Genomic DNA, 25525 nt, shown 5'->3' with positions numbered 1-25525 from the left:
AAAGAAAGCGGCCTCGCGGCCGCTTTCCTGTTTCTACGACGAGCGTCGTTTCAGCCCAGGTGCTCGAGCACATAGTCGGCTGCGGAGACCTTGAACTCGCCCGGCGCTTCCACGAACAGCTGCTTGACCACGCCATCTTCGGCGTACAGCGCGAAACGCTTTGCCCGCAGGCCCATGCCGAAGGCGGTGGCGTCGAGTTCCAGGCCCAGGGCCTTGGTGAACGCGCCATTGCCGTCGGCGAGCATGTGCACGGAATCGGGTACGTTCTGGCTCTTCGCCCAGGCGCCCATGACGAAGGCGTCATTGACCGACAGGCAGGCGACGTCGACGCCGTGCTTCTCGAATTCGCCGAGCTTCTCGACATAGCCCGGCAGATGCTTGGCCGAGCAGGTCGGGGTGAACGCACCCGGCACGGCGAACAGCACGACCTTCTTGCCCGCGAACAATTCGTCGGTGTTGACGGCCTGCACGCCATCCTTGAGGTAGTTGAGGGTGGCCTGCGGAATTTTTTCGCCGATCTGGATCGTCATGGGTTTCTCCTGTCTGGGGGGCGATTCTAAACGAAGCCGGTGAAAGCCCCGTGGCGATGGGGGCGGCGGGCTTGAATTTCCAGTCCTTGAAAAAAATTCCGGCGAATACAGATAGGGGACATGGCGGTAATCACCCGCCGCCCAAGGAGCCACACCATGAGCCTCGCCCGTCACCACCTCCGCTACAGCCACAACCCGTTGCACGCCGAACTCAAGCAAGTGTTCGACCACCTGTTCAACGACGCCGCCGCAGCCAACACCGCCACGGCGCGCTGGCAGCCGCGCGTCGACATCAAGGAAGAAGCCGGCCGCTTCGTCATCCTCGCCGACCTGCCGGGCGTCGATCCGGCGGCGATCGAGATCAGCATGGACAAGGGCGTGCTGACGATCCAGGGCGAGCGCAAGGCCGACGAACCCGTCGACGGCGAACGTCTCGCGCGCACCGAGCGCGAGCAGGGCGCCTTCCAGCGTCAGTTCACCTTGCCCGACAGTGCCGATGCGGAAAATATCGTCGCGACCGGCAAGCACGGCGTGCTGGAAATCGTCATTCCCAAGCGTCCGCAGTCGACGCCGCGACGCATCCAGGTGCAGTAAGGCCGCGTAGCGCGGCGGCAACGACGTAGAATCCCCCCGCGGAGTTCGCTCCGCGGGTCTTGTTGTTGGAGGCGGGATGGAATTCAAGGACTACTACGACACCCTCGGTGTGGAAGCGAGCGCGGGCGAGGCGGAGATCAAGACCGCCTATCGCCGGCTGGCGCGCAAATTCCACCCGGATGTCAGCAAGGAAAAAGGCGCGGAAGAGCGCTTCAAGGCGGTCAACGAGGCCTATGAAGTGCTGCGCGACAAGGACAAACGCGCGTCCTACGACCAGCTGCGCGCGCGCGGCTATCGTCCGGGCGAGGAGTTTCGGCCACCGCCCGATTTCGGCGACCAGTTCGGCCAGGGGCCGGGCGGTTTCGGCAACGGCGGCTTCCGTTTCGACGATGGCGGCGGCGGTGCGGGCTTCAGCGATTTCTTCGAATCGCTGTTCGGCGGCGCCCGGGGCGGCGCGCGCGGGCGTCCGGCGCCTCCGGGCGACACCCGCGCCAAGCTGGCCATTCCGCTGGAAATCGCCTATTCGGGTGGCATCCAGCGCATCGGCATCGACGGCCGTACGCTGGAAGTGAAGGTGCCTGCCGGCATCCGGCCGGGCCAGGTGATCCGCCTGGGCGGGCAGGGCCAGGCGCAGGGGCCGCATCGCGCCGATCTGCTGCTGGAAATCGACTATCGGCCGCATGCGGACTTCGAAGTCGACGGCCGCAACATCCTCTACACGCTGGCGTTGGCGCCGTGGGAAGCGGCGCTGGGTACGACGGTGAGCGTGCCGACCCTGGGCGGTTCGGTGGAACTGCGCGTGCCGGCGGACTCCGATGCCGGCCGCAAGCTGCGCCTGCGCGGTCGCGGCCTGCCGGGCAAGCCGGCGGCGGGCGACCAGATCGTGGAAATCGAGATCCGCGCGCCGAAAGCGGAAACGCCCGCGCAGCGCGAACTCTACAAGCAGATGGCCGAGGCGTTCCGCAGCTGAGCCGCGGCCGGCCGTCGAATGCGGGCAACAAAAAAGGCGGGGAATCCCCGCCTTTTTGCTTGCCCTGCGGCGGAATCAGCCGCCGGCGAGCAGGCTGTTGATCACATCGACCAGCTGCGCTTCGGTGAACGGCTTGGTGATGTAGGCCTTGGCGCCCTGGCGCATGCCCCAGACCTTGTCGGTCTCCTGGTCCTTGGTGGTCACCAGCACGACGGGGATATGCGCCGTGGTGGCTTCCTTGGAAATCGCGCGGGTGGCCTGGAAGCCGTTGAGGTTCGGCATGACCACGTCCATGAGGATCAGGTCGGGCAGGTTGGCCTTGGCCGCTTCGACGCCCGCCGCGCCATCCTCCGCACTCAGGGCCTCGTGGCCGAGCTTCTCCACGATGCGCTTCATGCCCATGAGCTGGGACGGGGAATCGTCAACAATCAGGATGCGTGCCATAGGGCCCTCCACAAAGATTGCGTGATTGTATGCCTGTCAATGCCGGATGACGCAAGATTGATTCACAGTTTGACGATTGTCCGACCGAAGGAGCCTCCGGCCAGCATGGGCGGGAAGGCCTCGGCAAGGCTTTCCAGGCCGATTTCACGCGTGCAGATGGCGGCGAGGGAGTCGGGTTTCCAATCGGAAGCCAGGTGCTGCCAGACCGCGTCGCGGATGTCCCGGGCGGTGCCTGCCGAGGCAATCCCGAGCAGGGACACGCCGCGGATGATGAAGGGCATGACCGTCGCCGGCAGCGCGTGGCTGCCCGCCAGGCCGCAACTGGCGACGTTGCCGTAAGGCGCCGTCTGCGCCAACAGGCTGGCCAGCATCGGGCCGCCGACATTGTCCAGGGCGCCGCCGAAACGTGTGGAATCAAGCGGTTTTCCGGTGGCGACCGCCTCGCGCGCGAGCACCTCGCCAGCACCGAGGCGGCGCAGGTGATCGGCGTGTTCGGGCTTGCCGCTGATCGCGCTGACCGCATAACCGGCTTTCGAGAAGATCGCGATTGCCAGGCTGCCGACGCCGCCGGTGGCGCCGCTGACCGCGATCGGGCCGAGCGCCGGTGTCTGGCCGTTCTGCTGCATGCGATACAGCGCCAGACCCGCAGTGAAGCCCGCCGTGCCGAGGATCATGCTCTCGCGCAGGCTCAGGCCCGGGGGCAGGTGCACGGCCCAGCGTGATTCCAGGCGCGCGATTTCGCTGTAGCCGCCATCCCGTGTCTCGGAAAGCCCGCAGCCGGTGCAGAGCACGGCATCGCCTTCCTTGAACGCCGGGTCGCTGGATGCGATGACGTGACCGGCGACATCGATGCCGCCGTTGAGCGGAAACTGCCGCAGGATCTTGCCCTGGCCGGTGCCGGCGAGTGCGTCCTTGTAATTGACGCTGCTGTACGCCGATTGGACGACGACCTCGCCCGGGCTCAGCCCGTCGACCGACATCGTCTCGATGCCGGCGCGATAGCCGGCATCGTCGTTGTGGATGCGGAAGGCGCGGAAAGACCCGGGGCGGCTCATCTCTTGAGCGGCCGCGATCAGTTCGCTTTGTGGATCGCGCGCTTGTCCACCGCGAGGGCGGCTTCGTGCACGGCTTCCGAAAGGGTCGGATGCGCATGGCAGATGCGCGCGAGGTCTTCGGCCGAGCCGTTGAACTCCATCGCGACCACGCCTTCGTGCACCATTTCCGAAACGTTGGCGCCGCACATGTGCAGGCCGAGGATGCGGTCGGTTTCCGCATGCGCGATGACCTTCACCAGGCCGGCGGTTTCGTTCATCGCGACGGCGCGGCCGACGGCGGCGAACGGGAAGGTGCCGACCTTGTAAGGAATGCCGGCGTCCTTGCATTCTTTTTCGGTCTTGCCGACCCACGCGATTTCCGGCTCGGTGTAGATGACCCAGGGCACGGTGTCGAGATTGACGTGACCGGGCAGGCCCGCGATCAGCTCCGCGACGGCGATGCCTTCTTCGGACGCCTTGTGCGCCAGCATCGGACCGCGCACGCAGTCGCCGATCGCCCAGATGCCTTCGGCACCGGTGGCGCAATGTTCGTCGACGACGACGCGGCCGCGCTCGTCGAGCGTCACGCCGGTGCCTTCGGCAAGCAGGCCGGCCGTGGCCGCCTTGCGGCCGACCGATACCAGCAGCTTGTCGACGACGAGGGTCTGTTCGCCGGTGGCGTCGGCGTAAGTGACGTGGACTTCCTGGCCCTTGATCTCGGCCTTGCTGACCTTCGCGCCGAGCTTGATGTCCAGGCCCTGTTTCTTGAATTCGCGCGCGGCGGCCTTGGCTATGTCGGCATCGGCGGCGGCGAGGAAGTCGGGCAGGGCTTCGAGGATGGTGACTTCGGCGCCGAGACGGCGCCAGACGCTGCCGAGCTCCAGGCCGATCACGCCCGAACCGATGACGCCCAGGCGCTTGGGCGTGCTGCCGATGTCGAGCGCGCCGGCATTGTCGAGGATGAGCTTGTTGTCGAACTTGGCGAACGGCAGTTCGATCGGTGCCGAGCCGGCGGCGAGAATCACGTGCTTGGCGGTGATTTCGGCGACGTTGCCGTCGTGGCCCTTGATGCTGATTACCTTGCCCGGCTTGAGCGTGGCGAAACCGGCGATCGGCGTGACCGCGTTGCCCTTGATGCCCTTGAACAGCACGTTGATGCCGCCGGTGAACTGCTTAACGATCTTGTCCTTGCGCGCGATCATCGCGGCGACGTCGATCTTCGCGTTGTCCGCGCTGATGCCGTGGTCCTTGAACGTGTGCGTGAGGTTGTGGAACTGGCGCGAGGAATCGAGCAGCGCCTTCGACGGAATGCAGCCGATGTTGAGGCAGGTACCGCCGAGTGCGGGCTTGCCGTCCTTGCCGATGAAGGCATCCACGCAGGCCGTCTTCAGACCCAACTGCGCCGCGCGGATGGCCGCCACGTAACCGCCGGGACCGCCGCCGATCACCACTACGTCGAACTGCTCGCTCATTTCGATTCGATCCTAGATGTTCCCTCTCCCGGGGGAGAGGGCAGGGTGAGGGGAATGTCGGAGCGCGGTTTTCGGACTGGCCGGAGAACGTGCTCCTTCCTTCCTCCCAGATGGGGGAGGGACGTCGGGACTTAAAGGCCCAGCAGCATCCGGTGCGGATTTTCCAGCTGGTTCTTGATGTCCACCAGGAACAGCACCGCATCCTTGCCGTCGATGATGCGGTGGTCGTACGACAGCGCGATGTACATCATCGGCGCGATCACGACCTGGCCGTTCTCGGCGATCGGACGCTCCTTGATGGCATGCATGCCCAGGATCGCCGACTGCGGCGGGTTGACGATCGGCGTCGACATCAGCGAGCCGAAGGTGCCGCCGTTGGTGATGGTGAACGTGCCGCCCTGCAGATCCTCGAGCTTGAGACCGCCTTCGCGCGCGGCTTTCGCGTAGTTCGCGATCGCCAGTTCGATGTCGGCGAAGCTCTGGTTCTCTACGCTGCGCAGGACCGGGGTCACCAGGCCTTTTTCGGTCGCCACGGCGATCGAGATGTCCGAATAACCGTGATAGATCACGTCGGTGCCATCGACCGAGGAGTTCACGACTGGGTGCTTGGCCAGCGCGTTCGCGGCGGCCTTGGCGAAGAAGCTCATGAAGCCGAGCTTGATGCCGTGGGTCTTCTCGAACGGCTCGCCGAGTTCCTTGCGCATCGCCATGACCTTGCCGAGGTTGACCTCGTTGAAGGACGTGAGCATCGCGATGGAGTTCTTCGACTGCATCATGCGTTCGGCGATGCGCTGACGGATGCGCGTCATCGGCACGCGCTGCTCCGGACGGGCACCGGAGGCGGCGTTGGCGCCGCCGCTGTTGACGAAGTTGACCAGGTCTTCCTTGGTCACTGCGCCGCGACGGCCGGTGCCGGCGACATCGGCCGGATTGACGTCGTTGCGCGCGGCGAAGTTCGCGGCGCCGGGCGGCAGGGCCGAGTCGATTTTCGCGGCGGCGGGCGCCGCCTTGGCGGCCGCCGGAGCCGCAGCGGCAGGCGCGGCCGCAGCCGGCGCGGCAGCGGCGGGAGCAGCGGCAGCCACGGCACCTTCTTCAATGATCGCGATGACCTGCGAACTCGTGACGGTGTCGCCTTCCTTGAACTTGAGCTCCTTGAGCACGCCGTCGACCGGCGACGGCACTTCGAGCACGACCTTGTCGGTCTCGAGGTCGAGCAGGTTCTCGTCGCGGCGGACGGAATCGCCGGCCTTCTTGTGCCAGGTGGCGATGGTGGCGTCGGAAACGGATTCCGGCAGAACCGGCACTTTGACTTCGATGCTCATGGAAAGGGCCCTGGGTGGTGTTCGGTTATTCGGTGACGTGTTCGCCGTTGGCCGGGTTGATCAGCGCGTCGGCGATCAACTTGGCCTGTTCGGCATTGTGCGAGTTCAGATGTCCGCAGGCCGGCGCTGCGGAGCGCGCACGGCCGGCGTAGTGCAGGTTCTGGCCGGCCTGCAGGCAGAAGCGCAGGTGATGCTGGATCTGGTACCACGCGCCCTGGTTCTGCGGCTCTTCCTGGCACCAGACCACTTCCTTGGCATTGGCGAAGCGCTTGAGCTCCTCGGCCAGCTCCGGACGCGGGAACGGATACAACTGCTCGACGCGCACGACGGCGACATCGGAAATCGCCTTCGCTTCCAGCACTTCCAGCAGGTCGTAGTACACCTTGCCGCCGCAGACGACGACGCGGCGCGCCTTGGCCGGATCGGCGCAGACGCTGTCGGGGATGAGGTTCTGGAAGCCGCCGTTGGCGAGATCTTCCATCGTCGACACCGACACCTTGTTGCGCAGCATCGACTTCGGCGTCATGACCACGAGCGGCTTGCGCGTCGCGCGCAGCATCTGACGACGCAGCATGTGGAACATCTGCGCCGGCGTGGTCGGGGTGCAGACCTGGATGTTGTTGAGCGCGCACAGCTGCAGGAAACGTTCCAGACGCGCCGAGCTGTGCTCGGGGCCCTGGCCTTCGTAGCCGTGCGGCAGGAACAGCACCAGACCGCACAGACGATCCCACTTCGATTCGCCGGACGTGATGAACTGGTCGATGACCACCTGCGCGCCGTTGGCGAAATCGCCGAACTGGCCTTCCCAGATGTTCAGCGTCATCGGCTCGGCCGTGGAATAGCCGTATTCGAAGGCCATGACCGCTTCTTCCGACAACAGCGAATCGATGATGACCGCGTGTTCGGGCTGCTGCGCGAGCTGGCGCAGCGGCATGACCGCTTCGCCCGTCACCTGGTCGTGCACGACCGCATGGCGATGGAAGAAGGTGCCGCGGCCAGCGTCCTGGCCGACCAGGCGCAGACGGTAGCCTTCGGTGAGCAGGGTCGCGTAGGCGAGGTTTTCGGCGAAGCCCCAGTCCATCGCGAGCTCGCCCGTCGCCATCTTGCGGCGGTCTTCGTAGATCTTCGCGACGCGCGGGTGCAGCTTGAGCGTGTCCGGCACCGCATTGATCTTCTTGGCGAGACTGTCGAGCGAGAAACGGGCGAGACCGGTTTTCACCGCGTCCGACAGCTTGCCGTTGAGCCAGGGCGTCCAGTCGACCGCATACGGATCGGCGCCGACCTTGGCCAGCTCGGTGGTGACTTCGCCGCGGTCCAGGCGATCGCGGTACGCATCGACGAGGGCCTTGGCGGCATCGGCGGTGATGACGCCCTGCGCGGCAAGCGCATCGGCATACAACTCGCGCGTGGTCTTGCGGGCGCGGATGTTCTGGTACATCAGCGGCTGCGTCGCCGCCGGTTCGTCGGCTTCGTTGTGACCGTGACGGCGGTAGCAGACGAGATCGATGACGACGTCGCGACCGAATTCCTGGCGGAAGTCGTAGGCGATCTGCGCGCAGAACACCACGGCTTCCGGATCATCGCCGTTCACGTGCAGCACCGGGGCGCCGACGATCTTCGCCGGGTCCGTGCAGTACAGCGTGGAACGCGCGTCGTCGGGACGGCTGGTGGTGAAGCCGACCTGGTTGTTGATGACCACGTGCACCGTGCCGCCGACCGCGAAACCGCGCGCCTGCGACATCTGGAACAGTTCCATGATCACGCCCTGACCCGCGAACGCGGCATCGCCGTGGATCAGGATCGGCAGGACCTGCTTGCGCTCGGCGTCCTGGCGACGCATCTGGCGCGCCCGCACACTGCCGGCGACGACCGGGTCGACGATTTCCAGGTGCGAGGGATTGAAGGCGAGGGCGAGGTGCACCGGGCCGCCGGGCGTGGCCACGTCGGCCGAAAAGCCCATGTGGTACTTCACGTCGCCGCTATGCTCGGGCGTGTCGGGATGGTCGAAACGGCCTTCGAATTCGGCGAAGAGCTTTTGCGGTGATTTGCCGAGCGTATTGATCAGCACGTTCAGACGGCCGCGGTGGGCCATGCCGATGACCGCGTCCTTGACGCCGCTGGTGCCGCCGCGACGGACCAGCGTGTCCATCAGCGGAATCAGCGAATCGCCGCCTTCTAGCGAGAACCGCTTCTGGCCGACGTATTTGGTGTGCAGATAGCGTTCCAGGCCTTCGGCGGCGGTGAGACGCTCGAGCACGCGGGTCTTGTCGTCCTTGGCCAGGCCGAAGCTGCCGGCCGCGCCTTCGAAGCGCTGCTGCATCCAGCGGCGCTGGGCCGCGTCGGAGATGTGCATGAACTCGGCACCGATGCTCTGGCTGTAGGTCGCCTTGAGCTTGCCGAGCAGGTCGCGCAATTTGTATTTGGGCGCGCCGAAATAGGTGCTGACGGCATATTCGCCGTCGAGGTCGGCGTCGCTCAGGCCGTGGAAGGCCAGGTTGAGGTCCGGAGCGTCTTCCGGCGGCGTCATCGCCAGTGGGTCGAGGTGCGCGCCGAGATGGCCGCGCGAGCGGTAGGCCGTGACGAGCTTGCCGACGGCGGTCTGCTTGCGCGCCGCTTCTTCGTCAATGCCGCCGCTGGCGAGACCGCGCGCGCCGAGGCGCGCCGCCGTCTGGATATTGGCCATGACCGCCGAGTGCGGGATATCGCCGGCTTCGCGGCCCTTGAACGCGTCGAAATAGGCTTTCCATTTCGGCCCGACGCTGTCGGGAGCGACCAGGTACTGCTCGTACAGGTCTTCGATAAAGGCGGCATTGCCGCCGGAAAGCTGCGAGGACTGGGAAAACTGCTTGATCAGGCTATCCACGGCATCCGCTCTGGCCTCTTAGGAAGGCAGGCCAAGTCATTGTTCGGGTTGGAATTCATTGCCTCGCCAAGCAGCGACGGGCAAGGCCGGGAATTATAGCCCGAGCGGCAAGGCCATGAGTACCCGTCGGCGGGTGCAGGACGGGCCCGAGCGGGCCTACAGACCCAGCGCCCGGAACTCCGTGCACGGACGGCAGCGTTCCCAGACCCGCCCGAAGTGATCATTGAGCTGGCGCGCGCGCGAAGGCAGGGCCGGGCTCCAGTCGCCTTCGAAACGACTGCCGAGGGTGCGGAACAGGTAACCATCGTGATCGGTGGCCAGATACACCGAGGCGTACTGCAGGTCCTCGGGATCGACCGGCGTGCGGAACTGGAACGCGGTCGGCAAGCGTTGCGCCAGCGCGAGCAGGGGATGCGGCTGACGCTGGGCGAGCACCGGGTCCTGCACGAGGATGCGCGCGACGCCGCCGCGGCCGGAAATCGCGAATTGCTTGAAGGCCTCGACGATCGAGGGTCGCGCATACAGCGCATGCTCGAGATCGCGGGTGTACACGACCAGCTCGCGCCGGGCGCCGCCGATGAGCCGGGCGGTCGCGTCGATGACCGGATCGATATGGTCGAACTCGACCGGTTTTTCGGACGGGCCGCGCGCGGCTGCCGGCGGACGACCGGCGAGCTGGCGCGGCTCCAGCGCCAGCCGCATGTTCCGGTGCTGGATGCCGGCTTCCTCGTACTCGTCGCCGTAGGGTGCGAAGCCGAATTTTTCGTAGAAACCTATGGCGCCGACCTGCGCATGCAGGCTGACTTCCGTCCAGCCCAGCGCGCGCGCCTGCTCGATCAGGGCCTGCAGCAGGGCATCGCCGACGCCCTTGCCGCGCCAGTCGCGCAGCACGGCCATGCGACCGATGGTGTGTTCGGGCGTGAGCCGGCCGGTGCCGATGGGGCGATGCTGGTTGTCGCGCGCGATCACGTGATGGCAAAGGGGATCGAGTTCGTCCCATTCCAGTTCCAGCGGCACGTTCTGCTCGATCACGAACACCGGTTCGCGCACGGCGCGCAGGTCGGCCAGGTCGGCCTGATAGCTCGCGGGATCGATGCGGAATTCGGCGCTGGGAAGCAGGCTCATCGGCGGGATTTGCTGGGGCGCTGGAGCTGATAGTGCCCGCGTGCGATCAAGGTTTCCAGCGTCTCGCGGGCGCTGTCGTCGAGCTTGGCGAACGCAGCTTCGTCCAGGGCTTCGTAGCTGGCGAGCAGGCGGGCCGAGGCCGCGCTCATCGTGAACGCTTCGCCGGTGACGAACAGCTGCGCACGCTTGCCGGTTTTCGCCCAGGCCGTGCGCGCGAACGGATGCCGCAGCAGCAGGCCGCCTTCGGTCAGGGCTTTCTCGACGACGGCAAGGCTGGGCGCGCGGGGCGCAGCGGACACTTCGCCGGAGGCGCGGTAACGCGTGATGAAGCGGCCGAACCATTCGCGCTTCTTTGCGGCATCGAGGTTCTGCAGGACGGCGATCGCGGCATCCACACGCGCGAACGCGGCCTCGTCGATTTCGAAGGCATCGTCGGGCTCAGTCAGGTCCGGATCGCCGTAGCGCGATTCTTCCGGCAGCGAGGCCGCGAGTTCTTCGGCGAGATCGACGATCAGCTCCGACTGCGAGGGCGCGCGCATGCCGATCGAGAAGGTCATGCAGGCATCAACGGCCTCGCCGTGATGCGGCACACCCGGCGGCAGGTAGAGCATGTCACCCGGCGCCAGCACCCAGTCGTGCGATGGCTTGAAGGTCTGCAGGAGCTTGAGTTCGACGTCGGGTCGGAACGCTTTCGACGCCTTCGGGTTCGTGTCGATCTGCCAGTGCCGGTGGCCTTGGGCCTGCAGCAGGAAGACGTCGTACTGATCGACGTGCGGGCCGACCGAGCCACCGGGCGTGGCGAAGCTGATCATCACGTCGTCGACGCGCCAGGCCGGCAGGAAACGGAAGCGATCGAGCAGGCCGCGGACATCGAAATCCCACTTGTCCATGTCCTGCACGAGCAGGGTCCAGTCCTTCTTGCCGAGCTTGGGAAACTCTTCCTCGGCGAACGGACCGCTGCGCACGGACCAGGCGTCTTTCTTGCGGTTGTAGGAGACCAGGCGCGACAGCGCGGCTTCCTCGCAGGCCAGGCCCGCGAGATCTTCCGGTTCCAGTGGCGCCTCGTAGCCGGGGAAGGCTTGGCGGATCAGCAGCGGCTTCTTCTGCCAGTACTCGCGCAGGAACTGCTCGACCGGCATGCCGAGGAAGTATTTCGCGCTGGCAGCGACCTCGATCAGGGCGGCCATGATCAGATCTTCTTGGCGAGACGTTCGGCCAGGCCGACATAGCCGCCCGGCGTCAGCGCCTGCAGACGTGCTTTTGCGTCGGCGGGCAGGTCCAGGCCGGCGACGAAGTCGCGCATCGCCGCTTCGGTGATGCCCTGGCCGCGCGTGAGCGCTTTCAACTGCTCGTAGGGATTGGGCAGGCCATGGCGGCGCATGACGGTCTGCACGGGCTCGGCGAGCACCTCCCAGGCGGCGTCGAGATCCGCCGCCAGGCGATCGGGATTGGCGTTGAGTTTGCCCAGGCCGCGCATGAGGGCGTCGAGCGCGATCAGCGAATGACCGAAGGCCGTGCCGAGTGCGCGCAGGACCGTGGAATCGGTCAGGTCGCGCTGCCAGCGGCTGATCGGCAACTTCTCGGCGAAATGTCCGAGCAGGGAGTTGGCGATGCCGAAATTGCCCTCGGCATTCTCGAAGTCGATCGGATTGACCTTGTGCGGCATCGTCGACGAACCGACTTCGCCGGCCTTCACCGACTGCTTGAAGTAGCCCAGCGAGATGTAGCCCCAGACATCGCGGCACAGATCGATGAGCACGGTGTTGATGCGCCGCTGCACGTCGCAGAGCTCGGCGATGCCGTCGTGCGGTTCGATTTGGGTGGTGTAGGGATTGAAGTCCAGGCCCAGCGACTCGACGAAACGCTGCGCGAACGCCGCCCAGTCGACCTCGGGATAGGCGACGACATGCGCGTTGTAGTTGCCGACCGCGCCGTTGATCTTGCCGAGCATCTCGATTTGCGCGAGTTGTTTCTGCTGACGGCCCAGGCGCGCCAGGGTATTGGCCAGCTCCTTGCCCACGGTGGTCGGCGAGGCCGTCTGGCCGTGCGTGCGCGAAAGCATCGGCAGCGCGGCGTAGTCGTTGGCCATCGCGCGCAGCTTGTCGGCCAGCCCCTGCAGCGCTGGCGCGAGCACGGTGTCGCGCGCCTGCTTGAGCATCAGCGAATAGCTGAGGTTATTGATGTCCTCGGAGGTGCAGGCGAAATGCACGAACTCCAGCGACGGGCCGAGTTCGGCGTCGCCCGCGAGTTTTTCCTTGATGAAATATTCCACAGCCTTGACGTCGTGGTTCGTCGTGCGCTCGATCTCTTTGACGCGGGTGGCGTCGGCGACCGAAAAATCCGTCGCCAGGGCGCGCAGGCGCGCGCCGGCGGCCGGCGAGAAGGGCTGGAGCTCGACGATGCCGGGATCCGCCGCGAGCGCGAGCAGCCACTCCACTTCGACCGTCACGCGCGCCTTGATCAGCCCGTACTCGGAAAAGATCGGCCGCAGGGTTTCGGCCTTGCCGGCGTAGCGGCCATCGAGCGGGGAGAGGGCGAGCAGGGTGTGTTCGGACATGAGGATTCCGTGGTTGCGCGGGTCGGGCAGCGGCAGACCGCCATTTTACATGCTCGTTGCGGGGGCCGGCGCTATGCTTGCGCGTCCCCATCGGAGCCGCCCATGACCGCCAAGACCCGCCTCGAACACGACAGCCTCGGCGAATTGCGCGTTCCCGCCCAGGCTCTGTACGGGGCCCAGACGCAGCGGGCCGTCGACAATTTCCCGATTTCCGGCCTGCGCATGCCGCGCGGCTTCATTCGTTCGCTGGGACTGATCAAGGCCTCGGCCGCCGAAGCGAACCTGTCGCTGGGCCTGTTGCCCAAGAATACCGGCGCGGCGATCGTGCGCGCTGCCGACGCGGTCGCGCGTGGCGAGGTCGATGCCGAGTTTCCGATCGACGTGTTCCAGACCGGCTCGGGCACCTCCAGCAACATGAATGCCAACGAGGTCATCGCGACCCTGGCCTCGCGCCAGCTCGGCAAGCCCGTGCACGCCAACGACCACGTCAATCTCGGACAAAGCTCCAACGACGTGATCCCGACCGCGATCCAGGTATCGGCCGCGCTGGCTTGGCACGAGACGCTGCGCCCGGCGCTCAAGCATCTGAAGTCGGTCATCGACAAGCGCGCGAAAGCGCTGGCCAAGGTCGTCAAGACCGGACGCACGCATCTGATGGACGCGATGCCACTGACCCTGGGTCAGGAGTTGTCGGCCTGGTCGGCGCAGCTCGCGTCGGCGATCGAACGGCTGGACGACAGTGCCAAGCGACTGCAGCGCTTGCCCATCGGCGGCACCGCGATCGGCACCGGGATCAATGCCGACGCACGTTTCGGCAAGCGTGCCGCCGCGCAGTTGCGTGTGCGTACGGGCGTGAAGTTTTCCCAGGCGGCGAACCTGTTCGAGGGAATCGCGGCGCAGGATGCCGCGGTGGAGTTTTCCGGGCAGCTCAATGCGTTGGCGGTCGCGCTCAACAAGATTGCCAACGATCTGCGCTGGATGAATTCCGGGCCCTTGGCTGGCCTGGGCGAAATCGAATTGCCGGCGCTGCAGCCCGGCAGCTCGATCATGCCCGGCAAGGTCAATCCGGTGATCCCCGAGGCGATGGCGATGGTCTGCGCGCAGGTCATCGGCAACCACGCGACGATCACCTTCGCCGGCGCCAGCGGCAATTTCCAGTTGAATGTGATGCTGCCGGTGATCGCGCACAACCTGCTGCAGTCGCTGGAGCTGCTCGGCAATGCCTCGCGCCTGCTCGCCGACAAGGCGATCGCCGGTTTCACGGTCCGTCACGACCGCATCGACGAGGCGCTGGCGCGCAATCCGATCCTGGTCACGGCGCTCAATCCGGTCATCGGCTACGAAGCGGCGGCCGCCATCGCCAAGCGCGCGTACAAGGAAAAGCGGCCGGTGCTCGAGGTCGCCAAGCAGATGACGTCGCTCAGCGAAGCGCAACTGCGCAAATTGCTCGATCCCAAAGCCCTGACGAAGGGCGGTATCGGGTCCGGGGGCAGCAGCGGTTGACGTCGCCGACTCCCTCTCCCGCGAGCGGGAGAGGGCTGGGGTGAGGGTCGCGGCAGACGAAAAAAAGCCCCGCAATGCGGGGCTCTTTCGTTTCCGGCGCCGATGTTCCGGCAGGAGCAGCTCGAATCAACCCTCGTCGCGGAACCGACGCAGGCGGACTGCAACCACGATCATCGCGATACCGACCACCGCACCGATCCACATTTCCGGCGTCGTCATGACAGCCCAGGCGGCGGACAGCGGCGAACCATGGTCCAGCGCGTCGGCCTGGATGCGGCCCGGATCGTTGATCAGGAAGGACCACGAACCCGGCACCACGCTCAGCAGCAGACGACCGATGGCGCGCCACAGGATCTCGAGCTTCCAGTTCAGATCGAGCATCGCGTTCGTCCAGCTCAGCAGACCGCCGGTGACCAGAGGAATACCGACGGCCCACAGGAAGGGCTTGGTGCGGGCCCAGGCCGAGATCATCAGCAACCAGCCGGCCGTGGGCAGGGCCCAGACCATGTACACCGGCAGCGAGGCGAAGAACTCCAGCGGCAAGGTATAGGTACGCGCCGTGCTGAACACCGGGCCGAACAGATTCACGCCCGCCACCGCCAGACTGCCCAGCATGAGGATCGTGATGAGCAATCCCACGATCGTCGCGATGACCAGGCTGATCACCGGTGCCACCACCAGCGCCGTCGCCAGCTTCGAAAGCACCGTGTCGCGATCGGAGATCGGCAGCGATTTCCAGAACAGCACGCTGCGGTTGCTGCGATCGTCGAACAGGGAGCCGAGGAAGTAGAAGAACAACACGAAGCTCAGCACGATGAACAGGGGCGCGGCGCTGCCGACGAACACGGTGGAAATGCCTTCCACCATCTTGACCTGCACTTCCGGCGTGACCGCTTCGGCGAGGCTGTGCATCTCGGTGCCGTTGACATGCATGCCCTGCATCTTGCCGGTGCCGAGGGCGACCATGAAGGTGATGCCCATCATGAGCACCATCAAGCCGCCGACCACGATCTGGGACCAGAACAGACCGCCCTTGTGTTCCCAGTACTCACGCTTCATCAACCACTTGAAGGTGTTCATGCGTAGGTTCCTTTCATCGTTGCCACGAACAGATCGGCGACGCCGACATTGCGGGTCTCGCCCATTTCAGCCAGCTGTGCGCGGGGCACGCCGTCGAACAGGAAGACAGACTTGCCAAACACCTGGCGCTCGTCGATCGGCTTGAGCGCGCGGGCGGCATCGGCACGGTCAGCGTTGACCATGACCTCGGTGAAGCGCTCGGCGACATCGTCCATCGTCGCCGAAAGAACGATCTTGCCTTCGCGGATGAACATCAGGTCGGACAAGATGTGCTCGATCTCTTCGACCTGGTGCGTCGTGACGATGATCGTCTTCTCTTCGTCGAAATAGTCTTCCAGGAGGTTCTGGTAGAACTGCTTGCGATAAAGGATGTCCAGGCCGAGGGTCGGTTCGTCGAGCACCAGCAGCTTCGCGTCGATGGCCATGACCAGGGCGAGGTGCAATTGCACGATCATGCCCTTGGACATCTGCTTGACCTTCATGTCCGGCTTGAGCTTGGTGTGCGACAGATAGCGCTCGGCCTTGGCGCGATCGAACTTCGGATGCACGCCGGCAACGAAGTCGACCGCGTCCTTGACCTTCAGCCAGCGCGGCAGGATCGCCACGTCGGCGATGAAGCAGACCTGCTGCATCAGCTCATCGCGCTGGGTGCGCGGGTCGAGGCCGAGCACCGTCAGCTCGCCGTCGAACGGCGCCAGGCCCAGCATGGCCTTGAGCGTGGTGGTCTTGCCCGAACCGTTCGGACCGATCAGGCCGACGATGCGGCCGGCGGGGATGTCGAAACTCACGTTATCGACGGCGATCTGCTTTCCGTAGCGCTTGCTCAGACCGCGGGCAGTGATCAGGGCGCTCATTTCGCACCTCCGTCATTGGCCGCTTTCAACAACTGTTCCATGTTCAAACCCAGGCGGCGGATGCGTTCCACCATCGCCGGCCACTCATCGCTCAGAAAACGCTCGCGCTCACTGGCCAGCAGTTTCACGGGCGCCCCTTCGGTAACGTACATGCCAAGTCCCCTTCGTTTTTCAACCAAAGCTTCGTCCGCCAGCTCCTGATAGGCGCGCGAGACGGTAATCGGATTGAGCTGGTACTCGGCGGCGATTTGCCGGACCGAGGGCAGGGCGTCGCCGGGCTTCAGCACGCCATCCAGCATCATGCCCACCACCCGCTCCTTGAGTTGGCGGTAGATCGGTGAGTTGTCGCTCCATGCAATGCTCATGCTCAGGACTCCCGTTTCGGCAGGATCGGCGCGAACGAGAAGAACGGCATCGACATCTGGCGCTTCATGCCGATGTTGCGCTTGCGGGCGATCTCGGCACTGTCGGCCTGGACGTTGAAGCCCGGCGAGGACAGATCGATGCTGGCCATCTCGTTGCGCGGCGGGGCGCCGACGGAATAGCTCACCGCCAGCATGGACAGGGCGACCATCAGGCCGGCCATCGTGTTTTTGACTTTGTGGTACATATTGCCTCCCAGGCTGGTGAGGTAAGTGAGCGGTGTTGTAGGCAACTATAACACTAGAAAATTTGATGTCAACACTCCCTGCACACTTTTCGTACCAAACTGATGGCATATATCCGGGCCGCGGGCCCCAACCAGGGGTAAGTCGATGAAAAAGCTGATGTTTGTTGCCCTGGCGGGCCTGTTGGCAGCGGCGCCTGCGCTGTCGGGCAAGGCCTTGCTGGACCAGAACTACCGCCGTTTGGCCGGAAAAGAGGTGGTTAACCTGCAGCGGGCCTACGGCGGCGACGTGCTGCTGGTGGTCAACACCGCCAGCAAGTGTGGTTTCACGCCGCAGTACGAGGCGCTGGAAGCGATGCATGCCAAATACAAGGATCGCGGATTCGCGGTTCTCGGTTTTCCGTCGAACGATTTCATGGGACAGGAGCCGGGCAGCGAAAAACAGATCCAGGAATTTTGCACGCTCACCTACGGCGTGAAATTTCCGATGTTCGAAAAAGTGCACGTAAAAGGCGATGCAGTGACGCCTTTCTACCGTCAGCTGACCGCCGCGACCGGCGATGCGCCGGGCTGGAATTTCCACAAGTACCTGATCGATCGCAACGGCAAGGTTGTCGCGAGTTACGGCAGCCGCACCAAGCCCGATGATCCGGAACTGGTTGCGAAACTCGAGAGTCTGATGGCGGCGCCGAGGCCTGCGAAAAAGGGGTAATTGCGCTTCGTCGAAGCACCCCTCATCCGGCCTGCGGCCACCTTCTCCCCGCGAGCGGGGAGAAGGATCAACGCGAACTCCCTCTCCCGCTTGCGGGCGAGGGCCGGGGTGAGGGCAGCCGTTCGCGCCGATTGCCGCCGAGCCCCGCGCTGGCGACAATGGGGGCTTATGCCGCATGCGCCGGCTTAGCCCAGGAGTTTCACCCGATGAATCCGGTTCTTCGTTCCGCCGCCCTCGTGGCGACGCTCGCCGTTGGCGCTGCTGCCATGGCCCAGACGCCCGCTGCCAAGCCAGCCGCTGCGCGCGCGCCGGCCGCCAAGCCCGCGCCCGCTGCCGCCCGGCCTGCTGGCGCCCTGACCACCGAGCGTCAGAAGGTCAGCTACATGATCGGCATGGACGTCGCGCGTTCGCTCGAGCCGATCAAGGGCGAGATCGATGTCAACGTGATGGCGCAGGCCATCCAGGCCGTGTTCTCCGGCAAGCCGACCGCGATGACCGATGCGCAGGCCGAACAGCTGCGCAACGCCTTCAGCCAGAAGATGCAGGCGCGCCTGAGCGCGCAGGCCGCGGCCGAGGGCCAGAAGAATCTCGAAGCCGGCAACCGTTTCCTCGCCGCCAACAAAACCAAGCCCGGTGTGCGCACCACGGCCAGTGGCCTGCAGTACCAGGTGCTGCGTCAGGGTGCGGGTCCGACGCCGCAGGCGACCGATACGGTGCGCGTGCACTACAAGGGCACGTTGCTCAATGGCACGACCTTCGACAGCTCGTACGAGCGCGGCCAGCCGGCCGAGTTCGCGCTGAACCAGGTCATCCCGGGCTGGACCGAAGGCGTCGCCCTGATGCCGGTCGGCAGCAAGTACAAGCTGTGGATTCCGTCCAAGCTCGGCTACGGCCCGAACGGCCAGGCGCCCATCGGTCCGAACTCGATGCTGACCTTTGAAGTCGAGTTGATCAGCATCATCAAGTAAGCCCCGGGGCGGCGGCATCGCCGCCGCCCTTTCTGCGGTTCGGGAGTCAGCATGCGCGTTACCGTTTTCGGCACCGGTTATGTGGGATTGGTTACCGGCACGTGTCTTGCCGAAGTCGGCAACCAGGTGGTTTGCGTCGATATCGACGCGGCCAAGGTCGAAGGCCTGAATCGCGGCGTGATCCCGATTTACGAGCCGGGCCTGGAAGACATGGTGCTGGCCAATCATGGCGCCGGCCGCATCGCGTTCACCACCGACGCCACCAGCGCGATCGCGCACGGCGAAATCATCTTCATCGCGGTCGGCACGCCACCCGACGAGGACGGTAGCGCCGACCTGCAGTACGTGCTCGCGGTCGCGCGCACGATCGGCCAGAACCTGGGCAAGCGTGCGGTCATCGTCAACAAATCCACCGTGCCCGTCGGCACCGCCGACAAGGTGCGCGCCACCGTGGCTGCGGAACTGGCCAAGCGCGGCGCGGACGTGCCGTTCGAAGTCGTTTCCAATCCCGAATTCCTCAAGGAGGGCGATGCGGTCAAGGACTGCATGCGCCCCGATCGCATCGTCGTCGGCTCCTCGAGTCCGTCCGCGCTCGAAGCGATGAAGCGTCTCTACGCGCCGTTCAACCGCAATCACGAGCGCATCGTCGCCATGGACGTGCGGTCGGCCGAGCTGACCAAATACGCCGCGAACGCGATGTTGGCGACCAAGATCAGTTTCATGAACGAAATGGCCAACATCGCCGAACGCGTCGGCGCCGACATCGAGATGGTGCGGCACGGCATCGGTTCGGATCCGCGCATCGGCTATTCCTTCATCTATCCCGGCGCCGGTTATGGCGGCTCGTGTTTCCCCAAGGACGTGCAGGCGCTGGAGCGCACGGCGCGCCAGCACGGCTACCACGCGCAGATCCTGGAAGCCGTCGAAGCCGTCAATGATCGCCAGAAGCACAAGCTGTTCGAACTCATCGCGCGGCATTTCCGCGGTGAATTGCGCGGGCGCACCTTCGCGGTCTGGGGTCTGGCGTTCAAGCCCAATACCGATGACATGCGCGAGGCGTCCAGCCGCACCTTGCTCGCACAATTGTGGGAAGCCGGTGCCCAGGTGCGCGCGCACGACCCGGAGGCAAGCGAGGAGGCGCAGCGCATCTTCGGCGAACGCGCCGATCTGGTGCTGTGCGATTCCGCTGCCTCGGCGCTGAAGGGGGCGGACGCGCTGGTCGTGGTGACGGAATGGAAGAAATTCCTCAATCCCGATTTCGACCAGCTCAAGGCCGCGCTCAAGCATCCGGTCGTTTTCGATGGCCGCAACATCTACGAGCCCGCCGAAGTCGAGGCCGCCGGCCTGGCCTACTACGGCATCGGTCGCGGCCGTACGATCGCCGCGAAGGAGTGAGGCCCATGCCCGTGCCCGATACCTCGCTGGAGTTCCAGTTCGATCGCCGTTTCGCCGAACTCGAAACTCGCGTCGCGTTCCAGGAGCACACGCTGGCGGAGATGAGCGACGCGCTCGCCGAATCGCGTGCCGAAACCCGACGCGCCCTGCAACTGCTGCAGCGCGCGCTCGACGATCTCAAGCAACTGCGCTCGGAACTGCATTCCGATCCCGGCGAAGAACCGCCGCCGCCGCACTACTGAAGCAAAACCACGCATGAGCGATTCCCTCAAGAACCAGCTGCTGGGCCTGGGCTTCAAGCCCGCGCCTGCACCCGAGCGCAAGCCCGAAACGCGCGACCCTCGCAGCGCCCCGGGCAAGCCCGGCGATGCGCGCCGCGCCGAGCATCGCGGCGGCGACCGCAAGCCCGGCGACCGTCCGCGCCACGAAGCCGGGAAACCGCGCTCCGAGGCCGGCAAGCCGCGCCACGACGCCGCCAAGCCGCGCACGGGTCCGCGACCGGATCAGCGTCGCCAGGCCCATGCCGCGGGCGCGCCCAAGCGCAGCCAGGAAGAGATCGACCTGGGCAAGGCCTATGCGATCCGCGCGCAGAAGGAAAAAGACGAGCGCATCGAAGCTGAGCGCGTGAAGCAGGAAGAAGCGCGCGTTCGTCGCGAGGCGAAGGCAAAGCTCGCCGAACTGCTCAAGGACAAGGCGCTCAACGTCAAGGACGCTGAAATCGCGCGGCACTTCGAATACGGCGGCAAGATCAAGCGCGTGTACGTCACGCCCGAACAGCTCAAGGCGCTCAACGCGGGCGAACTGGGCGTGGTGCAGGACGGCGGCCGTTATCTCGTCGTGCCGATCGCGCTGCTGATCGAAGCCGAGGCGGTGTTCGCTCCCTGCGTCGCGCTGAAGGTCGATCCGAACGCGCCTGCGACCGACGATCCGTACAGCGACCCGGCCTATCAGGTGCCGGACGATCTGGTCTGGTAAGCCCCGACCTCAGGCCGAGACGTCGTCGAACATCTGGGAAATCGTGTTCTTTAGTTTGCGCAGGGAAGAACGGCCCGGTTCGCGGATCAACACGTAGGCCGTGTGCGGGTGTGCAGCCATGCTGATGTCGTGCGGGGTCACGTTCTTGTGGTCGACGCCGGGTGCGAATTCGATGCCGATCGTCGAATAGCAGTGCTGCACCATCGCCGAGCAGTACAGCGCGCCTTCGCTTTCGAGCACGTTGCGGCGCCGGCGCAGGCTGGGGTTCTGCATCGCCATGAGGGTGCCGATGAGTTCGCGCAGGGAGTAGTGCGACAGGCCCGACAGCAGGTCGAGGGCTTCGGTCAGCACTTTCGCCGTCTGCGACTCGTCGAGCGCGAAATCCAGGATCGCCAGGTTCGGAAAGGTTTCGGCGTCGTGGTAGCGATCGGCGCGGTTTTCCTGCACGCCCAGGCGGATCTGCTTGTGGCGGATGTCGAGATCCGACTCCAGCAGCCAATGCCGACCGTCCACGCGTCGGCCGCTGCACAAGAACGCATGCGACCAGGGACTGCGATGGCCCTCGGGCGTGAGGTGGTACTGCAGCTTGCGGATCGACTTGTTGATGAAGTCGACGCCGCCGCACAGACCGACCCGGCCGGGCGCCGCGTAGCGCTCGAAGAACTCGGCGTTGCTGATGCCGCCGACGATGACAATGTGCGGGGCCGGTGGGGCGAGATCGCTCATTCGGGGTCGTAGTCCAGGTTCGGAGCCAGCCAGCGTTCGGCCTGCAGCAAGGTCACGCCCTTGCGCTTGGCGTAGTCGGCGACCTGCTCGCGCGAGAGCCGGCCAACCACGAAATACTGGCTCTGCGGATGCGAGAAGTACAGTCCGCTGACGGCCGAGGCCGGATACATCGCGAAATTCTCGGTAAGACGCAGTCCGATCGCGTTCTCCGCATCGAGCAGACGGAAGATGGTTTCCTTCTCGCTGTGCTCCGGGCAGGCCGGATAGCCCGGGGCAGGGCGGATGCCGCGGTATTTCTCGGCGATCAGGTCTTCGTTGCTCAGGGCCTCGTCGGGCGCGTAGGCCCACAGGCGCGCGCGCACTTCGCGGTGCAGCCACTCCGCGCAGGCTTCGGCGAGGCGGTCGGCAAGAGACTTGAGCAGGATCGCGTTGTAGTCGTCGTGCGCTTTTTCGAACGCGGCGACGTGCGGGTCGATGCCGATGCCGGCATTGACGGCGAACGCGCCGACCCAGTCGGTCTTGCCGCTGTCGGCGGGCGCGATGAAGTCGGCCAGACAGAAATTCGGCCGCTCGTCCGGCTTTTCCGCCTGTTGCCGCAGGCAGTGCAGCGTCGTCGGGGCGTCTGCATTGACGAGGATGTCGTCGCCCTGCGCATTCGCGGGCCACAGACCGCAGACGGCTTTCGCGGTTAGCCATTTTTCGTCGACGATCCGGTCCAGCATCGCGTTGGCATCGGCGAACAACTCGCGGCACTGCTTGCCGACGATCGCATCGTCGAGAATCTGCGGATAGCGGCCCGACAGCTCCCAGGTCTGGAAGAACGGCGTCCAGTCGATGATCGCGCGCAGTTCGGCCAGCGGGACGTCGTCGAACACGGTCACGCCAGGCTTAATCGGGGCGTGTGGTTCGTAGCTCGCCCAGTCGTCCTTGAAACGCTTCAGGCGCGCGCGGTCGATCGACATCAGGGGTTTGGCGTCGCCGCGGTTGGCGTGACGCGCGCGCACCTCGGCGTAGTCGGCGGCGATGCCCTCCACGAAGGGCGTGCGCAGGATGTCGGAGATCAGCGATTGCACGACGCCGACGGCCCGCGACGCGTCCTTCACCCAGACGACGGGTTCGGCATAGTGCGGGGCGATCTTCAGCGCGGTGTGCGCGCGCGAGGTCGTGGCGCCGCCGATGAGCAGCGGCAGGTGCAGGTTTTGCCGCTTCATTTCCTTGGCGACGTGGCTCATTTCCTCAAGCGAGGGCGTGATCAGGCCGGACAGGCCGATCACGTCGACCTTTTCCTCGCGCGCACGGTCGAGGATGGTCTGCGTCGGCACCATGACGCCCAGGTCCACGACCTCGAAGTTGTTGCAGGCCAGGACCACGCCGACGATGTTCTTGCCGATGTCGTGCACGTCGCCCTTCACGGTTGCCATCAGGATTTTCGCCTTGGGCTTGCCGGCGTTGCCCGAGCGCAGTTTTTCCGCCTCGATGAACGGGATGAGGTGGGCCACAGCTTTTTTCATGACGCGCGCGGACTTGACCACCTGCGGCAGGAACATCTTGCCGGCGCCGAACAGATCGCCAACGACATTCATGCCCGCCATCAGCGGCCCTTCAATGACTTCCAGTGGCTTGTCGGCGTCCAGCCGTGCAAGTTCGGTGTCTTCTTCGACGAATTTGTCGATGCCGTGCACAAGCGCATGCTTGAGCCGCTCGATGACGGTCTTGGTGCGCCAGGTCAGGTCTTCGCCCTTGATCTCGCCTTTTTTCGACTTGTGCTTGTCGGCTTCGGCCAGCAGGCGTTCGGTCGCATCAGCGCTGCGGTTGAGCACCACGTCCTCGACGGTCTCGCGCAGCACGGCGTCGAGGTCGTCGTAGATCGGCATGCCGCCGGCGTTGACGATGCCCATGTCCATGCCGGCGCGGATGCCGTGGTACAGAAATACCGAATGGATCGCCTCGCGCACGGCGTTGTTGCCGCGGAAGCTGAAACTGACATTGGAGACGCCGCCGGAAATATGGCTGAGCGGGAAACGCCGCTTGAGTTCGGCAGCCGCCTCGATGAAGGCGACGGCGTAGCCGTTGTGCTCCTCGATGCCGGTGGCGATGGCGAAGATGTTCGGATCGAAGATGATGTCTTCGGGCGCGATGCCGGCTTCTTCGGTCAGCAACTGGTAGGCGCGCGAGCAGATCTCGACCTTGCGCTCGTACGTATCGGCCTGACCGACTTCGTCGAAGGCCATGACCACCACGGCTGCGCCGTAGCGGCGGACCTTGCGGCCGTGTTCGATGAAGGCGGCTTCGCCTTCCTTCATCGAGATCGAATTGACGATCGCCTTGCCCTGGACGCATTTCAGGCCGGCTTCGATGACGCTCCATTTCGAGGAGTCGATCATCACCGGCACGCGCGAAATATCCGGTTCGGCAGCGATGAGCTTGAGGAACCGGGGCATCGCCGCCTCGGCATCAAGCATGCCCTCGTCCATATTGATATCGATGACCTGGGCGCCGCTTTCGACCTGCTGGCGCGCGACGGTCAGCGCCTCGTCGTAGCGGTTTTCCAGGATGAGCTTCTTGAACTGCGCCGAGCCGGTGACATTGGTGCGCTCGCCGACGTTGACGAAATTGGTGTCCGGCGTGATGACGAACGGCTCCAGGCCCGACAGGCGCGTGTAGGCCGGCGGCTGCGGGATCCGGCGCGGCGGACTCCCAGCGACGGCGTCGCTGATCGCCTTGATATGCGCCGGCGTCGTGCCGCAGCAGCCGCCGACCAGATTGAGCAGGCCCGCCTCGACGAACTCGCGCAGCACATGCGCCATTTCCTCCGGGCCTTCGTCGTAGCCGCCGAAGGCGTTGGGCAGGCCGGCATTCGGATGCGCGCTGACATGGGTATCGGCGACCTGCGAGAGCATGTCGACATGCGCGCGCAGGTCCTTGGCGCCCAACGCGCAGTTCAATCCGATCGACAGCGGTCGCGCATGCCGCATCGAGTACCAGAACGCCTCGGCCGTCTGGCCCGACAGCGTGCGCCCGGACAGGTCGGTGATCGTGCCGGAAATCATGATCGGCACACGCTCGCCGAGTTCCTCGAACAGCACTTCCAGCGCATAAAGCGCTGCCTTGGCGTTGAGCGTGTCGAAGATCGTCTCGACCATGATCGCGTCGCTGCCGCCTTCGATCAGCGCGCGCGCAGCTTCGATGTAGTTGTCGCGCAATTCGTCGAAGCTGGTGTTGCGGAAACCCGGGTCGTTCACGTCCGGGCTGATCGAGGCGGTGCGCGAGGTCGGGCCGAGAATGCCGATCGCAAACCGCGGGCGCGACGGATCGCGCGCCTCGATCTGGTCGCAGCATTCGCGCGCCAGGCGGGCGGCCTCCCGGTTCAGCTCCGGCACCAGGTGCTCGAGCTTGTAGTCGGCCTGCGACACGCGCGTGGAATTGAAGGTATTGGTCTCGATGAGGTCGGCGCCGGCCTCGAGATAGCCCAGGTGGATGTCGCGGATGATCTGCGGCTGGGTCAGCGTGAGCAGGTCGTTGTTGCCCTTGAGATCGCCCGCGCAGCCGCAGCTCGGGCCGTGATGGTGTCCCTCGGAAAAGTGCGTTCCGTCATATCCCTGCGCAAACCGGTCGCCGCGATAGCCCGCTTCGTCGAGTTCGTGCCGCTGGATCATCGTGCCCATGGCGCCGTCGATCACGAGGATGCGTTCGGCCAGCGCCTGCTCGAGCAGGGCAACGCGATGCGGGTGTTTCCAGGGAAGCGAGTTCAACAATTCATCCTTCGACAGAGTCGGCGCTCGTGGCGCGGCGAT

The 25525-nt window shown here is 65.3% G+C and carries 23 protein-coding genes; 8 read left to right on the top strand and 15 right to left on the bottom strand.

What is annotated here, in order from left to right:
- Window positions 1–50: 50 nt before the first annotated feature.
- Entirely contained in the window at window positions 51–530 is a 480-nt protein-coding gene (locus tag G467_RS0106055) for a peroxiredoxin (protein ID WP_022968840.1), read from the bottom strand.
- 156 nt (window positions 531–686) lie between these two features.
- On the opposite strand from G467_RS0106055, the gene G467_RS0106050 reads away from it, so the two are divergent.
- Together G467_RS0106050 and G467_RS0106045 are read left to right on the top strand one after the other, a co-directional pair.
- Complete coding sequence (locus G467_RS0106050; RefSeq protein WP_022968839.1) at window positions 687–1124, top strand: Hsp20/alpha crystallin family protein; 438 nt, start codon at window positions 687–689, stop codon at window positions 1122–1124.
- Between the two features lie 76 nt (window positions 1125–1200).
- Window positions 1201–2094, top strand: a complete 894-nt coding sequence (locus G467_RS0106045; RefSeq protein ID WP_022968838.1) for a DnaJ C-terminal domain-containing protein — start codon at window positions 1201–1203, stop codon at window positions 2092–2094.
- Between the two features lie 75 nt (window positions 2095–2169).
- Here G467_RS0106045 and G467_RS0106040 read toward each other — a convergent pair whose 3' ends face one another.
- The 8 genes from G467_RS0106040 to purB all read right to left on the bottom strand — a co-directional run bounded on the left by G467_RS0106040 (window position 2170) and on the right by purB (window position 12911).
- Window positions 2170–2538 carry a response regulator gene (locus tag G467_RS0106040; RefSeq protein WP_022968837.1) on the bottom strand — a complete coding sequence of 123 codons (369 nt, stop codon included), beginning with the start codon at window positions 2536–2538 and terminating at the stop codon, window positions 2170–2172.
- A gap of 62 nt (window positions 2539–2600) precedes the next feature.
- Complete coding sequence (locus G467_RS0106035) at window positions 2601–3593, bottom strand: YhdH/YhfP family quinone oxidoreductase (protein ID WP_022968836.1); 993 nt, start codon at window positions 3591–3593, stop codon at window positions 2601–2603.
- A gap of 17 nt (window positions 3594–3610) precedes the next feature.
- A complete protein-coding gene (lpdA, locus tag G467_RS0106030) occupies window positions 3611–5044 on the bottom strand; it encodes a dihydrolipoyl dehydrogenase (protein WP_022968835.1) in 1434 nt (477 codons plus the stop codon).
- A 131-nt stretch (window positions 5045–5175) separates the two neighbouring features.
- Entirely contained in the window at window positions 5176–6366 is a 1191-nt protein-coding gene (sucB, locus tag G467_RS0106025) for a dihydrolipoyllysine-residue succinyltransferase (RefSeq protein WP_022968834.1), read from the bottom strand.
- 25 nt (window positions 6367–6391) lie between these two features.
- A complete protein-coding gene (locus tag G467_RS0106020; protein WP_022968833.1) occupies window positions 6392–9229 on the bottom strand; it encodes a 2-oxoglutarate dehydrogenase E1 component in 2838 nt (945 codons plus the stop codon).
- A 156-nt stretch (window positions 9230–9385) separates the two neighbouring features.
- The gene (locus G467_RS0106015) at window positions 9386–10354 is read right to left on the bottom strand and encodes a GNAT family N-acetyltransferase (RefSeq protein WP_022968832.1); all 969 of its coding nucleotides are present in this window, start codon (window positions 10352–10354) and stop codon (window positions 9386–9388) included.
- Window positions 10351–11541 carry a cupin domain-containing protein gene (locus G467_RS15640; protein WP_022968831.1) on the bottom strand — a complete coding sequence of 397 codons (1191 nt, stop codon included), beginning with the start codon at window positions 11539–11541 and terminating at the stop codon, window positions 10351–10353. The genes G467_RS0106015 and G467_RS15640 overlap by 4 nt, the downstream gene beginning before the upstream one ends.
- A 2-nt stretch (window positions 11542–11543) precedes the next feature.
- Window positions 11544–12911: an adenylosuccinate lyase gene (gene purB / locus G467_RS0106005; RefSeq protein ID WP_022968830.1), complete on the bottom strand. Its 1368-nt coding sequence runs from the start codon at window positions 12909–12911 to the stop codon at window positions 11544–11546.
- Window positions 12912–13013: 102 nt separating this feature from the next.
- Here purB and G467_RS0106000 point away from each other — a divergent pair, with 102 nt between their 5' ends.
- Window positions 13014–14414: a class II fumarate hydratase gene (locus G467_RS0106000; protein ID WP_022968829.1), complete on the top strand. Its 1401-nt coding sequence runs from the start codon at window positions 13014–13016 to the stop codon at window positions 14412–14414.
- A gap of 126 nt (window positions 14415–14540) precedes the next feature.
- Here G467_RS0106000 and G467_RS0105995 read toward each other — a convergent pair whose 3' ends face one another.
- The 4 genes from G467_RS0105995 to G467_RS0105980 are packed head-to-tail and all read right to left on the bottom strand — an operon-like array spanning window position 14541 to window position 16958.
- Window positions 14541–15494, bottom strand: a complete 954-nt coding sequence (locus G467_RS0105995; RefSeq protein ID WP_022968828.1) for a hypothetical protein — start codon at window positions 15492–15494, stop codon at window positions 14541–14543.
- The gene (locus G467_RS0105990) at window positions 15491–16348 is read right to left on the bottom strand and encodes an ABC transporter ATP-binding protein (protein WP_022968827.1); all 858 of its coding nucleotides are present in this window, start codon (window positions 16346–16348) and stop codon (window positions 15491–15493) included. The genes G467_RS0105995 and G467_RS0105990 overlap by 4 nt, the downstream gene beginning before the upstream one ends.
- Window positions 16345–16713 carry a GntR family transcriptional regulator gene (locus tag G467_RS0105985; protein ID WP_022968826.1) on the bottom strand — a complete coding sequence of 123 codons (369 nt, stop codon included), beginning with the start codon at window positions 16711–16713 and terminating at the stop codon, window positions 16345–16347. The genes G467_RS0105990 and G467_RS0105985 overlap by 4 nt, the downstream gene beginning before the upstream one ends.
- Before the next feature lie 2 nt (window positions 16714–16715).
- Window positions 16716–16958, bottom strand: a complete 243-nt coding sequence (locus G467_RS0105980; protein WP_022968825.1) for a hypothetical protein — start codon at window positions 16956–16958, stop codon at window positions 16716–16718.
- A 145-nt stretch (window positions 16959–17103) separates the two neighbouring features.
- Between G467_RS0105980 and G467_RS0105975 the strand changes: the two genes are divergently transcribed.
- From G467_RS0105975 to G467_RS0105955, 5 genes are all read left to right on the top strand, one after another.
- Window positions 17104–17667: a glutathione peroxidase gene (locus G467_RS0105975; RefSeq protein WP_022968824.1), complete on the top strand. Its 564-nt coding sequence runs from the start codon at window positions 17104–17106 to the stop codon at window positions 17665–17667.
- Window positions 17668–17825: 158 nt separating this feature from the next.
- Complete coding sequence (gene bamJ / locus G467_RS0105970) at window positions 17826–18635, top strand: BamJ family beta-barrel-assembly machinery protein (protein ID WP_211214049.1); 810 nt, start codon at window positions 17826–17828, stop codon at window positions 18633–18635.
- Between the two features lie 51 nt (window positions 18636–18686).
- Complete coding sequence (locus G467_RS0105965; RefSeq protein WP_022968822.1) at window positions 18687–20030, top strand: UDP-glucose dehydrogenase family protein; 1344 nt, start codon at window positions 18687–18689, stop codon at window positions 20028–20030.
- A 5-nt stretch (window positions 20031–20035) separates the two neighbouring features.
- The gene (locus G467_RS0105960; RefSeq protein ID WP_022968821.1) at window positions 20036–20272 is read left to right on the top strand and encodes a SlyX family protein; all 237 of its coding nucleotides are present in this window, start codon (window positions 20036–20038) and stop codon (window positions 20270–20272) included.
- Window positions 20273–20285: 13 nt separating this feature from the next.
- Window positions 20286–21005, top strand: a complete 720-nt coding sequence (locus tag G467_RS0105955; RefSeq protein WP_022968820.1) for a DUF2058 domain-containing protein — start codon at window positions 20286–20288, stop codon at window positions 21003–21005.
- 9 nt (window positions 21006–21014) lie between these two features.
- Here the strand turns inward: G467_RS0105955 and G467_RS0105950 are convergent, their stop codons facing one another.
- Window positions 21015–21731: a hypothetical protein gene (locus G467_RS0105950; RefSeq protein ID WP_022968819.1), complete on the bottom strand. Its 717-nt coding sequence runs from the start codon at window positions 21729–21731 to the stop codon at window positions 21015–21017.
- Entirely contained in the window at window positions 21728–25525 is a 3798-nt protein-coding gene (metH, locus tag G467_RS0105945; RefSeq protein ID WP_425386826.1) for a methionine synthase, read from the bottom strand. Before metH ends, G467_RS0105950 begins: the two co-directional genes overlap by 4 nt.

Source organism: Arenimonas oryziterrae DSM 21050 = YC6267, assembly GCF_000420545.1.
GTDB classification, from domain to species: domain Bacteria; phylum Pseudomonadota; class Gammaproteobacteria; order Xanthomonadales; family Xanthomonadaceae; genus Arenimonas; species Arenimonas oryziterrae.
The sequence above is the reverse complement of the archived record's forward strand: the minus strand, read 5'-3'. Positions and strand labels throughout refer to the sequence as shown.